The sequence below is a fragment of the uncultured Aureimonas sp. genome (genome assembly GCF_913775355.1).
In the GTDB taxonomy this organism is placed as follows: domain Bacteria; phylum Pseudomonadota; class Alphaproteobacteria; order Rhizobiales; family Rhizobiaceae; genus Aureimonas.
In genome coordinates this window covers 18,818-32,768 of the sequence record NZ_CAJYIU010000089.1, presented here as the reverse complement: position 1 = coordinate 32,768, position 13,951 = coordinate 18,818, and the positions used below count along the sequence as shown (strand labels likewise).

Annotated in this window: 13 protein-coding genes; 3 read left to right on the top strand and 10 right to left on the bottom strand. The window is 69.6% G+C overall.

Annotated features, from left to right (window positions below):
• The 7 genes from QZ753_RS06445 to QZ753_RS06415 all read right to left on the bottom strand — a co-directional run.
• Nucleotides 1-111, bottom strand: a 111-nt coding sequence (locus QZ753_RS06445) for a class II aldolase/adducin family protein (RefSeq protein ID WP_367171495.1), incomplete at its 3' end; no start/stop codon positions are given.
• Nucleotides 108-1,496, bottom strand: coding sequence for an FGGY family carbohydrate kinase (locus tag QZ753_RS06440; RefSeq protein ID WP_294642032.1), 1,389 nt, complete (start codon nt 1,494-1,496; stop codon nt 108-110). The genes QZ753_RS06440 and QZ753_RS06445, both read right to left, overlap by 4 nt.
• Entirely contained in the window at nt 1,493-2,566 is a 1,074-nt protein-coding gene (locus tag QZ753_RS06435) for an ABC transporter permease (protein WP_294642030.1), read from the bottom strand. Before QZ753_RS06435 ends, QZ753_RS06440 begins: the two co-directional genes overlap by 4 nt.
• Nucleotides 2,559-3,596 (bottom strand): ABC transporter permease, encoded by a 1,038-nt coding sequence (locus tag QZ753_RS06430; RefSeq protein WP_294642029.1) that lies wholly within the window; start codon nt 3,594-3,596, stop codon nt 2,559-2,561. Before QZ753_RS06430 ends, QZ753_RS06435 begins: the two co-directional genes overlap by 8 nt.
• Nucleotides 3,589-5,082 (bottom strand): sugar ABC transporter ATP-binding protein, encoded by a 1,494-nt coding sequence (locus QZ753_RS06425; protein ID WP_294642027.1) that lies wholly within the window; start codon nt 5,080-5,082, stop codon nt 3,589-3,591. The genes QZ753_RS06430 and QZ753_RS06425 overlap by 8 nt, the downstream gene beginning before the upstream one ends.
• A 62-nt stretch (nt 5,083-5,144) precedes the next feature.
• The gene (locus tag QZ753_RS06420; protein WP_294642025.1) at nt 5,145-6,149 is read right to left on the bottom strand and encodes a substrate-binding domain-containing protein; all 1,005 of its coding nucleotides are present in this window, start codon (nt 6,147-6,149) and stop codon (nt 5,145-5,147) included.
• Between the two features lie 17 nt (nt 6,150-6,166).
• Complete coding sequence (locus QZ753_RS06415; protein WP_294642024.1) at nt 6,167-7,192, bottom strand: LacI family DNA-binding transcriptional regulator; 1,026 nt, start codon at nt 7,190-7,192, stop codon at nt 6,167-6,169.
• A gap of 183 nt (nt 7,193-7,375) precedes the next feature.
• Between QZ753_RS06415 and QZ753_RS06410 the strand changes: the two genes are divergently transcribed.
• Nucleotides 7,376-8,272: a sugar phosphate isomerase/epimerase gene (locus QZ753_RS06410; protein ID WP_294642022.1), complete on the top strand. Its 897-nt coding sequence runs from the start codon at nt 7,376-7,378 to the stop codon at nt 8,270-8,272.
• Nucleotides 8,273-8,579: 307 nt separating this feature from the next.
• Nucleotides 8,580-9,293: a cyclase family protein gene (locus QZ753_RS06405; RefSeq protein WP_294642020.1), complete on the top strand. Its 714-nt coding sequence runs from the start codon at nt 8,580-8,582 to the stop codon at nt 9,291-9,293.
• A gap of 288 nt (nt 9,294-9,581) precedes the next feature.
• Here the strand turns inward: QZ753_RS06405 and QZ753_RS06400 are convergent, their stop codons facing one another.
• From QZ753_RS06400 to QZ753_RS06390, 3 genes are read right to left on the bottom strand one after another with little or no spacing between them, the layout of a single operon-like run.
• The gene (locus tag QZ753_RS06400; RefSeq protein WP_294642034.1) at nt 9,582-11,072 is read right to left on the bottom strand and encodes a DHA2 family efflux MFS transporter permease subunit; all 1,491 of its coding nucleotides are present in this window, start codon (nt 11,070-11,072) and stop codon (nt 9,582-9,584) included.
• A 49-nt stretch (nt 11,073-11,121) separates the two neighbouring features.
• Nucleotides 11,122-11,628: an isoprenylcysteine carboxylmethyltransferase family protein gene (locus tag QZ753_RS06395; RefSeq protein ID WP_294642018.1), complete on the bottom strand. Its 507-nt coding sequence runs from the start codon at nt 11,626-11,628 to the stop codon at nt 11,122-11,124.
• On the bottom strand, nt 11,625-12,689 hold the full coding sequence (locus QZ753_RS06390; RefSeq protein ID WP_294642015.1) for a type III polyketide synthase: 1,065 nt from the start codon (nt 12,687-12,689) through the stop codon (nt 11,625-11,627). Before QZ753_RS06390 ends, QZ753_RS06395 begins: the two co-directional genes overlap by 4 nt.
• Nucleotides 12,690-13,019: 330 nt before the next feature.
• Between QZ753_RS06390 and QZ753_RS06385 the strand changes: the two genes are divergently transcribed.
• Nucleotides 13,020-13,346, top strand: coding sequence for a hypothetical protein (locus QZ753_RS06385; protein ID WP_294642014.1), 327 nt, complete (start codon nt 13,020-13,022; stop codon nt 13,344-13,346).
• Nucleotides 13,347-13,951: the final 605 nt, after the last annotated feature.

Below are 13,951 nucleotides of genomic sequence, written 5' to 3'. Positions count from 1 at the left end.
GTTGCGCACCGACAGGTTGCCGGCGGTCCCCTGGTTGATGCCGCTCTCGTTCATGCGGCGGCAGGTGGCGACCATCTCCTCGCGCAGGGCATCGTCGGTTCGCGTGGTCATGAGGCTCGGGCTCCGGGATGGGTCAGGTCGCGCCAGTGCGACCAGAGGGGGCGAAGGTCGGGAAGGCCGTACACGTCCGGCGACTGCGCGGCCAGCGGGGCGGGACCACGGCGCGTTTCGTGCGTTGCGAGAAGGGCGGCGCCCGTCGCGGTGCCGTGCGGGTCCCGGTCGACGAGAACGTGCACAGCCGGGTTCAGCGCCGCCATGATGGCGCCGAACAGGGGGTCGCGCACCAGTCCGCCATCGAGAACCACGGTTCGCGACGGCGGCAGGGCATGGAGGCACTGGTTGGCGAGGAAGGCCGCGTAGAGGAGGGCGAGGGTGAAGCGCACGGAGGGGTCGCCGGCCAGCGGTCCGTGGATGCGGCCGCGACGCGCGGTGCCCGGAAACAGCCCGTCGTCGGCACCGAAGGAGGGCAGGGCGACGGTCCGGCTCGCGACGCAGCGCGTCAGCGCCTCCAGCGTGGCCGGTCCGCGTGCGCCATCCGCGACGGCGGCGAACTCGCGGCCGCCCATCGTCAGCATGCCCGGCACCGGCCGGCCGAAGACGTCGGCGTTGCAGGACAGACCGGGCGCCTCGGTGTCAAGGTCGACGCCGGTGCGGTCGGTGAGGGCGACGATCCAGGTGCCGGTCGAGATGACGGTGAGGTCGGACAGGCCTGCGGCCTGATAGCGATAGAGATTGGCCGAGGAATCGTGAATGCCGCACACGATGCGGATGCCGGGAGGCAGGCCGCAGCGCGCGGCCAGTTCCGGCTTCAGCGTGCCGAGCGTCTCGAAGGCGGGGCGCATCGGCGGCAGGAGGCGTTCCCAGCCGCGTTCGGCGACGAGCGGCGTCGGCCGTCCGTCGGCGCCCGACCACAGATGCGACTGCGCGGCGAGGCTCGTGACTTCGCTGGCGGCGACGTCGCAGAGGCGGAAGGCCCAGTATTGAGGCAGGGCGAGGAACGCCGTCGCACGCGCGAACACCTCGGGCCAGCCGAGCTCCAGCCACAGCATCTGGCGTGCGAGATGCGCCGAGCCGAGCATCACCGCGCTGCCCCGGTCGCGAAACGAGCCCGCCATGACGGGATAGTCCGCCGCGATGCCGGCCGGCGGTTCCTGCTCGTAGTCGATCATCGGCATCGCGGCCCCGTCCGGCCCGACGAGGACGCCGCCCGAGCCGTGCGAGCAGGCGACGATCGCCCCGATCGCGTGGCGCCGGCCGAGATCGGCGAGCCCGTCGAGCAGCCAACCTTCGAGCGCTTCGAGATCGTGGTGGCGGTAGGGCGGGCCGTCGTGGACGCGGTTTGGCGCGGAGAGTTCTTCGAGGATGGTGCCGCTCTCGGTCGCGGCGAAGAGCTTGACGTTGGTCTTGCCGATATCGAAGACGGCGACCGCGCTCACGGGCGCTCCTCTCGGCGCGGCCGCAGCATCGAGACGAGGAGCGACAGGTGCGGGCGCAGCGTCTGCGCCACCACCACGACGATCAGGGTGCCGCCCCAGATCGCGAGCGTCAGGTAGTTGGACAGCCCGAACTGGTTGAAGCCCGACGAGATCACCTGAAGGATCGCCAGCGCCACCATCAAGCCGCCCACGGTGCCGAAACCGCCGAACGGATCGACGCCCCCGAGGACTGCGGCGAGGATCGTGACCAGAAGGTAGGACTGCGCGTAGTCGGCGCTCGCCGAGTTGAAGATCACGAGCATCACCAGCGCGGCCATGAAGCAGACGAGGCTGGAGAGGGTGTAGACGCCGACAAGCACGCGCCTCGTGTCGATCGCCGAATAGCGCGCCGCCTCAAGGTTGGAGCCGATCATGTGGCAGGCGATGCCGAAGGCGGTCTTCTTCAGGACGAGGCCGACGAGGATCGCGACCAGCACCATGAGGGCGAAGACGAGCGGAACACCTAGAAAGCTGGAATTGCCGAGGCGCGAGACGAGCTCTGGCACCCCCGACAGCGCCATGCCGCGCGTCAGGTAGATGCTGACGCCGTCGATCAGCGACTTGGTGCCGAGCGTCACGAGGATCGGGTGGACACCGGTATAGGCGACGAGGAGGCCCGTCAGGAGGCCGATCACGAGGCAGAGGAGAAGCCCCGCGGCGAAGGCGAGCGCCGCCCCCGCCAGCACCGCCCCGGTCCCGGCATCGGGGGCGATCGCGTTCTGCATGACGAACACCATAAGGAGCGCGCACTGGTTGGTGGTCGCGATGATCGCAAGGTTCAGCCCGCCGGTGATCAGCGGCACGATCATCGCCAGCGACAGAAGCCCCAGAAGCGGCATCTGGAACATGAACGACTGGAGCGTTCCGACGCTCGCAAAGCCCGGAACCGCCAGCGAGAAGAGGACGAGAAGCGCGGCCAGGAGGCCGACGAGCCCCGGATGCGCGTTGGGGACGGCCGTGCGCAGCCGGGACATGGCGTCCGCCAGGGGGCCGGTCCGGCCGAGCGGATGGGGCTTGTCGGTCTCAAGCATGGGCGGCCTCGCCGAGCGTGCGGTGGCGCCGGCCGCGCCGCGACGACAGGACGGTCAGCGACGTCGAGGCCAGGATCGTCAGGCCGATCACGATCTGGAAGAAGTAGGAGGAGACGCCGAGAAGGTTCAGGCCGTTCTGCAGGATGGCGAGGAGCACGATGCCGAGAAGAACGCCCGGCACGGTTCCGATGCCGCCCGTCAGGCTGGCGCCGCCGAGGACGGCGGCCGAGAGAACCGCAAGCTCGGTGTTGACCATGGCGTTGGGCACGCTTTCGCCCACCCGATGCGCCTGCAGCATGCCGGCAAGCGCCGCCAGAAAGCCGAGGAAGCCGTAGGCGACGAAGTGGAGGCGTCCGATCGAGATGCCGATGCGCCGCGCCGCCTCCGGGTTGCCGCCCATCGCATAGAGCTGGCGGCCGACCGACATGCGCGTCATCAGCGCCCAGGTTCCGAGGCTGACGACGATCATCGCCACGATCGGCAGGGTGACGCGCACGAGGTCGCCGCTGGCGAGCTCCGTCTCGTAAAAGGTGATGCGCGTCGTCCACCATTCCGGCAGGTCGTAGATCGAGCGACCACCCGAGAAGTACATGAGGAGCGAGAAGGTGACGCTCATCATCGCGATCGTCGCGATGATCGAGGGGATGCGCACGAAATGGATCAGCGCCGCGTTCAGGCCGCCGAGCGCGGTGCCGATCAGGAGGCCGGCCGCGATCACGAGGGGGGCGGGAAGGCCGAGCCGGGCCGCCAGGAGCGCCGCCACATATTGCGAGACCGATGCGGTGGCCGCGAACGAGATGTCGATGCCGCCGGAGACCAGCACCACGAAGAGGCCCATCGCCATGATCGCCTGCACCGAATAGGTCTCGAGGAGGTCGATGACGTTGGGCAGCGTCAGGAAGCCCGGCGCGGTCGTGCCGAAGAACAGGACCGCGAGCACGATGACGCCGAAGAGCCAGGCTTCGGGACGGCGACGCAGCCGCGCGAGCGCGGAGGTGCGGCTCGGGGCCGGGAGCGCGGGATCAGGCATAGATGCGCTCCTCCATGTCGCGCTCGGTGATGCGGCCGGGGACGGCTTCGCCGACGATGCGGCCGGCGCGCATGTGCAGGACGCGGTCGCAGGTCGCGAAGGCCTCGCCGACCTCGTCGGAGATCAGGATGACGCCGACGCCCTCGCGCGCGAGTTCGGCGACGATCTCGTAGATCCCCTGCTTGTTCTTGATGTCGACGCCGACCGTCGGCGAATCGAGGATCAGGACGCTCGGGCGCGTCGCCAGCCATTTCGCCAGCACCACGCGCTGCTGGTTGCCGCCCGACAGCGTCTGCACGGGCCGGTCGATTTCGGGAACCTTGATGGCGAGGCGGCGCACCCACTCGCGCGCAAGATCGCGCCGACGCCGCCGGGCGATTAGGCCGGAGGAACCGGCCAGCCCCTTCATCACCGCAAGGCCGATATTGTCCTCGATCGACTGCGGCAGGATCACGCCGAGCGAGAGCCGGTCTTCCGAGACGTAGGCGATGCCGGCGCGCACCGCGTCGCGGTTGGAGCGCAGCACGAGCGGCTCGCCGTCGAGGCGGATCGTGCCGCCTTCCGCCCGGCTCATGCCAAAGAGCGTCAGCGCGAGTTCGGTGCGCCCGGCACCCAGAAGCCCGACGAGGCCCAGGACCTCGCCGCGGCGCAGCGTGAAGCTGACGTCGGCGAACTCGCCGCGGCGCGACAGGCGGTCGACCGTGAGGAGCGGGGGCGCCGCGTTCATGTCGCGCGCGGCGACGCCATGGTCGATGTCGAGCCCGGTCATCAGATGGGCGATGCGGCGCTGGTCGACCTCGGCGACGGGCCAGGTGCCGACCTTGCGCCCGTCGCGGAACACGGTGACGCGCTCGGCGATCTCGACCACCTCCTCGAGGCGGTGCGAGACGAAGACGACGGCGATGCCGTCGGCCTTCAGGCGAGCGACGATCGCCAGCAGCCGGTCGACCTCGGCGCGCGTCAGCGAGGCGGTCGGCTCGTCCATGAAGATGAGGCGGGCCCGGGCCGCCAGCCCGCGCGCGATCGCCACGATCTGGCGCTCGGCGACCGGTAGGTCGGAGACGAGGGCGGATGGGTCGAGGTCGAAGTCGAGGCGCTTCAGGACCTCGTCGGCGATGCGGCGCATGTGCGCGCGTCGGACGGGCTTCAGCGCGCCGTCGAGATGGCTCTCCACCGCGATGTTCTCGGCGACGCTGAGGTTGGGAAACAGCGACAGGTCCTGGAAGATCACCTGGATGCCGAGCGCCTTGGCGCGGGCGGGCGTCAGCGGCAGGACGCTCTCGCCCTCGATCTCGATCGAGCCCTCGGTCGGCGGATGGACGCCGGCCACGGTCTTGATCAGCGTCGACTTTCCGCAGCCGTTCTCGCCGACGAGGCAATGGACTTCGCCCGCGCGCACATCCCAGTCGATACCCTCCAGCGCGCGCACGCCGCCGAAGCGCTTGGACAGGCCGCGCAGCCTGAGGAATGGAACGTCCTGCGTCATCGGCCGCCTCCCGTCGCCCGAATGGAAAGGGCCGGCGGCCACCGAGGGCCGCCGGCTGAGGCTCACAGTCCGAGCGCCACGAGGCGGTCGATGTTGGCCTTGTCGAGGGATTCCAGCTTCTGCGCCTGGATCAGCTTCTTGTCCGAGTAGACGCGCACGGGGCCGACGCCGACGAGCTCCATGTTGTCGGTCGGCTCCTTGCCGGCCGCCAGCATCGAGGACAGCTGCGCGAAGACCTCGCCCGCCGTCAGCGGGTTCCAGATGTAGCCACCGCGGATCACGCCGGACTTCACGTATTTGGCGCCCTGTCCCGGCGAGAAGCCGCCGACGAGGGCGACGGCCTTGGCCTTGCCGCGGTCGTCGAGGACGCGCGCGGCGCCGATCGGTCCCTGGCTGCCGAAGGTCAGGATGCCCTTGAGGTCGGGATTGGCGCGCAACTGGTCCTGCGTGGTCTTCAGGCTTTCGTCGAGGCTCTCGGCGACACCGAAGCGGTCGCCGACCATCTGCATCTTCGGATACTTCTCCTTCTGATAGGCGATGGCGGCATCGGCCCAGGCGTTGTGCAGCGGCACGGTCAGGGAGCCGACATAGACGATGTACTTGCCCTCCTCGCCCATCTCCTTGGCGAGGAGATCCATGTGGGCCTGGCCGTAGGCCTCGGTCGTCGTCAGCTCGAAGTCCCAGTCCTTTTCCTTCTGGTCCGGTCCCTCGTGCGCCAGCACCTTGATGCCGGCGGCGCGGGCGCGGCCGAGCACCGGCTCGAGCGCTGCGGAATCGTTGGGCACGATGCCGATGACATTCACCTTGCGGGCGATCAGGTCCTCGATGGCGCGGACCTGCTGGGCGGCGTCGGCCTGGGTCGGGCCGACCATCCAGGCGTTCACCTTGTACTCCCCGGCGCCCTTCTTGATCCCTTCCTCCATCGCGTTGAACCAGGGGATGCCCCCGATCTTCACGACGATTCCCGCCTGCGGCTCGGCACTCTGGGCGAGGGCCGCCGGGGCGGTGAGCGAGAGGGCCAGAAGGCCCCCCATGGCCGCGAGAGCGCGGCGACGCGACATCAGCATCGTTTCATCCTCCCTTGTTATGCCTGGCCCGCCCGGACGTTGCGCCGGAGCGGGACCCGCAGCGTCGAGCCGCGGATCGTGACGGCGCATTCGAGGCGCCTTGTTTCTTCGAGGGTCTCCCGACCCTCCATGCGAGCGTGCAGCAGCGTCCAGGCGGCGACCGCCATGTCCTCGACCGGCTGGCGCACGGCGGTGACGGCGGGCGAGACGAGCCGCATCCATTCCATCTCGTCGAACGAGGCGAAGGCGATGTCGTCGGGGATGCGCAGGCCCATCTCGGCCAGGAGCTTGTAGGCGAGGAGCGAGGTCATGTGATCGAGTGCGAAGAGCGCGTCGGGCCGGTCTCCCTCGAGCCGCGTCCGCAGGCGCGCCGCCGCCTCGCCCGTGTCGAAGCCGACCTCCAGCATCTCGGCGCGCATCGGAGCGGCGCGTGACGAGAACCCGTCCCAGCGCTCGCGCACGTTGCTGATGGCAAGGCTCGTGCCGGCGACGAGGCAGCTTCGTCGCCCGCCACCCGCCAGATGCTCAGCCATCGCGCCCGACGCCGGTCCGTTGTCGACCGCCACGAGGTCGAAGCGCCGGTCGTCGGGGATGCGGTCGGCGACGACCGTCGGGACCGAAAAGCCCGTCGGCAGCCGGGCCGTCAGGGCGCCGTCGCAGGGGATGACAATCAGTCCGGCCGGCCGCCAGGCGCGGATGTTGGCGAGGCGGTCTGCCTCCTCGCGCGGATCGTTGCGAGCCGAGACGACCACGAGGTCGTAGCCGCCCTCGCGGGCCTCGTGCTCCAGCGTCGAGACGAAGGCGGCGAACATCGGGTTGGTGAGGTCGGGCACGACGACGGCGGCGAGCGCCACCTTGCCGGAGCGCAGCCTCGATGCGGCGATGTCGGTGACGTAGCCGAGCTCGTCGATCGCGGCGCGGACGCGATCGGCGAAATCGGGCGATACGCTGCTCTTCCCGTTGATGACGTTCGACACCGTCGCGATCGACACGCCGGCGCGCTCGGCCACCATCCGGATGGACGGCGACTGCAGTCGTGACATGAGCGCCCTCCCTCGAAGAGCCGGATGGATATTATGGGATCCAAACAATAAAACGTTTCATCAGAGGCTAGACAGCGCTTTTGTCTCTGTCAATCATGGGCGGCATTGCAGATCGATCCAGTCTTGCTGCAACGCAAAAGTATATTGCGGGTGCGATCTGCGGCGGCGTCAGGGGAGGACACCATGAACAAGCTCGGCGTGCATGCACTGGTCTGGGAAGCGGGATGGAGCCACGAGGAGTGCGCGCGGGCGATCGGCAAGACCGCCGAGGTCGGCTACGACTTTATCGAGGCGCCGGCGCTCGACCCCAGCCGGATCGACGCGGAGTTCACGCGTCGCGAACTGGAGAAGGCCGGCATCGGCATCGCCTTCTCGCTCGGCCTCGACTTCGACAGCGACATTTCATCGGGGGACCCGGAGAAGCGCGCGCGGGGCCAGCAGAAGCTCGAGGACGCCATCCGCGTGTGCCGCGACTGCGGCGGCACGAGCATCGGCGGCATCCTCTACTCCGCCTTCGGCAAGTATTACGAGCCGCCGACGCGCGAGGGCATCCGCCAGTCGGCCGAGACGCTCGCTGCGGTGGCCGAGATCGCCGCCCGCAGTGACATCACGCTCTCGCTCGAGGTGGTGAACCGCTACGAGACCAACATCTGCAACACGGCCGCGCAGGGCGTCGAGATGGCCAAGCTCGTCGGCGCGCCGAACGTGAAGGTCCATCTCGACGTCTACCACATGAATATCGAGGAATCCGACATCGCGCAGGCGATCGTCGATGCCGGGCCGCACATCGGCTACTTCCACACCGGGGACTCGCATCGCGGCTACATGGGCTCGGGTTCGGTCGATCTGACCTCGGTGTTCCGGGCTCTCGTCCGGGCGAAGTACGAGGGGCCGATCACCTTCGAGAGCTTCTCGTCCCGCGTCGTCGGGCAGCCGCTGGAGGGCATCCTCGGCGTATGGCGAAACCTGTGGGACGACGGCCACGACCTCGCCTCCCACGCGCTGATGTACACGCGGGCGATGCTGAAGGCAGCCGAGGAGGCCGAGCGGCAGGCGAGCGAGCGCAGCCGTCTGCCTTGACGCGATGCGGACGCGATCGCGCCGACGGCTCCCGGGCGAACCGCGTCTTCCCGTCCGCCACGAAGACCGGTCGGAGGCGGCGGACGGGCGATAGGCGGGACGCCGCTCGTCGGCGTCCCGATCGGGGCTCCCGCCAGGCCCGGCTCCCGGCAGGTCGACGGGGGCCGGGGCAGCGGCCGTCCTCCCGAGTCTTCAGTCGACAATCCCGAATGCGTCCGGCATGCAGGCGGGTGCGCGTCTCCACCGGACCGGCGCCCTCACCATCCTGATCGTGGCCGTCGTGCCGCGCAGAAAGACGGCCTGACCGATGAGCCTCCTCGCCGACCTCTTCGACGACGCGTCCGACCTCGTGGACCTGACACACCCGATGACGTCGGGCATGCCCGTCTGGCCGACGCACCCGCCGTTCTGCCAGGAGGTCGTCGAGAGCTTCGAGCGCGGCGGCGTTGCCTGCAACCACCGGCTCTGCCTCAGCGAGCATACGGGCACCCATTTCGACGCGCCGGTTCACTTCATCCGCAATGCCGAGGCGATCTCCGACATGCCGCTTCGGCGGTTCATCGGACGCATGGCGACCATCGACGCGACCGACTGCGAGCCGGACACCCTGGTCGAGCCCGAGCGCGTCCTCGCCTTCGAACGGGCCCACGGAGACCTCGCGCGCGGGGACGCCGTGTTCTTCCATTTCGGATGGGATCGCCTCTGGCGCGATCCGGCCGACCATCCCCGTGTCGTGGCGGACTGGCCGGGTCTCTCGGCGGCCACCTGCGATCTTCTGGTCGCCCGGGGCGTCGGGATCGTCGGAACCGACTGCCTGTCCGTCGATCGCTTCTCGAGCCAAAACTTCGACGCCCACAACATCCTGCTCGGCGCCGGCATCCTGATCGGCGAGAACTTCGCGGCGCTCGGCACGCTGCCGCCCTACGCGCGGCTCGTCGCCCTGCCGCTTGCGATCGCGGGCGGCACCGGCGCCCCTGCACGGGCGCTCGCCGTCGTTCCGAGACAGCCTGGACGATCCTGACGTCGACATGCCCAGCGTGATCGGGCGCGGCGGCGCGATCATGCCGCAGCCCCGCCGGCCACCTGAAGCTGCGGCGCATGGACGGTCTCGGCGCACCGCGCGGCGGTTTCCGGCTCTTCGCCAGACCCGGTCCCCTCCCCGTGACCGCCGTTGACGTCTTCACCGTCGTGAAGAGCTACGGGACGGTGGGCGTCCTGGCGGACGTCTCCACGCATTCCGCATCGATCGGACGCTCGGCCGAACTTGAGCCCATCGCCTTTGGGTGCGGCGACGGCGCGAGGCATCCGGTCACGCGACCTTTCGCGGCCCGGACACGGCGACGCCGACCAGCGCGACCGCCGTCAGGATGGCGATCAGGCCCCATGCCTCGTTGATCGCCTGCGTCAGCGCGGCCTTCTCGACCATCGGTCGCAGCATCTCGATCGCCCGCGGCGTCGGCGGGACGTCGCGCTGCATCTCGATCATGAACGCCGGGACGCCGACGAACTCCGCAGCCGTGAGATCGCCCGCGATCAACCGGTCCCGGAGCGCCGCGCCGATCGCGGGCGCCCGGCCGAAGATGACGGTATCGACGAGGGCGATGCCGATCGCGCCGCCGAGGTTGCGCATGAGGTTGAAGAGGCCGCTCGCATTGGGAACCTGCGCGGCGTCGAGGTGCCCGAGCGCCAGACGTGTCGGGGGAAGCAGGCAGAACATGATCGCGAGCCCACGCACGATCTGCGGCGCGATCATCTCGGTAAAGTCGGTGCGCGGGGTCTGGAACGCGCTCATGCCGAGGCCGACGGCGAACACGGCAAAGCCGAGCGCCGTCAGGAGCCGGGCGTTCGCGCGCTGCTCGAGGAAGACGGCGACTGGGGCCATGAGGAGCTGCGCCAGCCCGGTCACCAGCATGACTTCGCCGATCCCGAGCGCGTCGTGACCCCGGACGAAGGCGAGGAACACCGGCATCAGATAGACCGAGCCGAACAGCCCGATCCCGAGAAGGAAACTGAGCACGCATCCCGCCGCGAAGCGACGATCGGCCAGCGTGCCGAGATCGACGAGCGGCTGCGCCCGGCGCAGGCTCCGGGCGACAAAGGCCCAGCCGCTCGACAGGCACAGCGCGAAGAGCGCGAGGGGCATGGGGCTCGTCCAGCCGCGCTGCGGCGCTTCCTTTAGGGCGATCTCCAGCGCGCAGAGACTCGACGCCAGAAGGACGAGCGAGATCGCGTCGATCCGGCCCAGCGCCGTGCGGTCGATCCCGGCGCGGGGCAGGCAGAGCGACCCGGTGACGGTCGAGAGGATGCCCGGCAGGACGTTGATCAGGAACAGCCAGTGCCAGGACGCGCTGGCGGTGATCCATCCGCCGACGATCGGCCCGACGGTCGGCGCCAGCACCGCGAGGACGCCGGCCAGCGTCGTGGCCAGTCCCTGTCTCGACACGGGAAAGAGGACGAAGACGGCGGCAAAGACGGCCGGGATCAACGTGCCGCCCGACAGCCCCTGCAGGATGCGCCAGGACACCAGTTCGGCGAAGCTGCCGCTGGCGGCGCAGCCGACGGACGCGACCGTGAAGATCGAGACGGAGCCGGCGAACAGTCGCCTCATGCCGAGCGTCGCGGTGAGCCATCCCGTTAACGGGATCGCGATGATCTCGGCGATCAGGTAGGCGGTCTGGATCCAGCTCATCCGATCGGGGTCGATGCCGAGCGAGTGCTGGATCGTCGGCAGCGAGGTCGCGACGATCTGGACGTCGAGAACCGCCATGAACATGCCGATGCACATGGCGGTGAAGCCGATCCAGGTCGCCGCCGTTGAGGGCGCCGGCCGCGCTTCGGCCGCCGCGTCGTCAGGCGTCCCGGGCACGGGCGTTCCGCTCGAGGGCCGCCTGTTCCGCGCGGATGCGAACGGCCAGAACCGCGGCGTTCAGGATCGAGAAGGCGAGAGCGTAGAGGGGCAGTTCGAGCGCCAGGGGCAGGACGGCGATCTCGCCGACCACGACGGCGTAGTTGGGATGGGACAGGAAGCGATAGGGCCCGCGCCGAACGAGGGGAGCGCCGGGCAGGACGATGATCCGCGTCGTCCAGCGCCGGCCGAGCGTAACGAGGACCCAGACGCGGGCGATCTGGAGGAGCGCGAAGAGGGCCAGCCAGCCCTCGTGGAGCGGCTGGTCCCGGCCGAGCCACCAGAGGCCCGCAAGCCAGGCGGCATGGAGCGCGACGATGAGGGGATAGTGGCCCGGTGCGAACTCCAGCGCGCCTCGGGCGAGAAGGGCGGCCGTGTTGCGGCGCGCCAGTGCGAGTTCGGCGAGCCGCTCCAGGGTGACGAAGGCGAGAAGAAGGATCGCCGCCGTCATGGCGTTCTCGTCAGGGAGACGCAGCTTGCCGTGAAGCCGGGACCCATGGCCGTCAGCAGCGTGCGCCCGGGCAATCCGGCGTCCGACCCGGCGAGCCGTTCCAGGACGAAGAGCGCGGTCGGGGCGGACATGTTGCCGTATTCGGCAAGGATGTGCCGCTCGTCGTCCAGCGCGCCCGGCGTGAGCGACAAGGCGGCTTCGAGGGCCTCGATGACCTTGGTGCCGCCGGGATGGCAGGCGAAGCGGTCGATATCGCCCCGCGAGAGGCCGTTGCGCTGGAGGATCGCGTCGATGGCCGGCGCGATGTTGTCGCGTGCGAACGGGGGAATGGCCCGGTCGAAGATGACGCCGAGCCCCTGACGGTCCACGTCCCAGCCCATGATCGACAAAGTGTCGGGCCAGGTGTGCTGACCGCTCGCCTCGATCGTGGCGAGCCCACCGTCGCCCGCGCGCAGAAGGCAGGCCGCCGCACCGTCGCCGAAGAGAGCGGTCGCCACGATGTTGGCCTTGGTGAGCTTGTCCAGGCGAAAGGCGAGCGTGCAGATCTCGACGGCCACGAGAAGGACGAGGCTCCCGGGGCGCCCGGCCGCCAGCCGCGACGCGATCGACAGGCCCGACACGCCGCCCGCGCAGCCGAGACCGAACACCGGAATGCGCTCGATGTCGTCGCGAAACCCCATCCGCCCGGCGACGCGCGCCTCGATGCTCGGCGTGGCGATGCCGGTCGAGGAGACGGTCACCACGGCGTCGACGTCGCCGGGCGCGAGACCCGCCGCGTCGAGCGCCTTTCGTGCGGCGTCGACGAAGAGATCGGACGCGGCCTCGAGATAGGCGCCGGTCCGCTCAGGCCACTCGATGGCGCGCGGGTACCATTCGAGGGGGCGGACGGCATGGCGCTTCCGGATGCCGGAGCTCTCGAACACCTTCACCAGCCGCTCGAAGTCGTCGAACCGGTCGACGAAGCTGCGGTGCGCGACTTCCGCCGCCTCCCGCTGGCCGATGACGTGGGGCGGGACGGCGGTCGCGACGGACAGGAGCTTGACGGGGGCGTCGAACGGCATCGGAATCTCGCTGGTGCTGGAGCCGATAAAGGAACCCGACGAAACCGTTCACCGAGCCGTGATCGACAGATCACGATCCCCAACGCAGCCGGCGGTCGATCATATCCCATTTGCCGGCGCCTGCGACGCCATGGCCGATCGTGCGGCATGCGGCTTTCGATTCTATCAGGTCGGCAAGCCTGCGACGTGCGTCCCGGCTGGAGCTTCCCGCATCGCAACGTGTCTCGCTGTCGTCTTGACGAACGGCCGGGGTGCGCGGCATCGGTGGCTGGTGGAGCGACGACGACCGTGGGGGCGTCGCATCTGGCTCGAAGGTCGGGAAAGCGCAGGATGGCACGCAAGCGGCGGGACGACGTCTGGCAGGAGGAGACGCCCGCGGACGCCAAGCCGGCGGAGCCGTGCTGGCTCTGCGGGCGGGACCTCGGCAAGACCGTCGACCGGTTCCACCCGATACCGAAGAGCCGGGGCGGTCGCGACACCGTTCCCGTCCATCCCATCTGCCGGGAGACGATCGACGCTAATTTCTCGGCCAGCGAACTGGTCCGTCATGCGCAGGGCGGGATTCCGCTGACGGACAACGAGACGGTCGCGCGGTTCGTCAAATGGGTCGCCAACAAGCCCGCCGACTTCCATTCGGCCACGAAGGCGGGACGCTGAGAGCGGCAGAAACGGGGAAGGCTTAGAGCCCCGTCCGCGGCGGACGCGGACTCCGGGCGGGGCCGCCGCGACGTTCGAGCCGGAAAGGGGCTGCCTGCCCACTCTATCCCTGGAGCGGGGTGGCCGCCGTCGAGGCCTCGCCGACCGAGCCCGGCAACGAACACAACGAAGACGGCACGTTTTCGCCCGTGCTCTCGTCCGTTTCCGGTCCGAGCTATGGCAGGGCGCCTTTCCGCATGATCCCGTCAACCTCGCGTGACTGACGGTCTACCGGCGGCCGGGAGCGTCGGCCGGCGGGACGAACGGGAATGGACCCGGGACACCGTTGCCCTCACACAGCGCCACGTCGAGCGCCGACGGTTTGCCGCTGGCCGCCCGACGCTTCGCAGGTGCGGCGGCGCGCGAGATTCGAGATGCCGACGACAGTCCTAAGGCGAAGGGCCACGCGCTCGGCCAGCGGAACCCGGCGCACCTTACGGCCGCAGGTGACGCTCTCGGCGACCGTCGTGTTCGCGAGCACGGCCTTTAGGACGGCGGGACCGCGCCCGCCTGACGCCGTCCGATCGGCGCCGCGCAGCTTGTCGTTTCCGCTCCGTGGCGTAGTG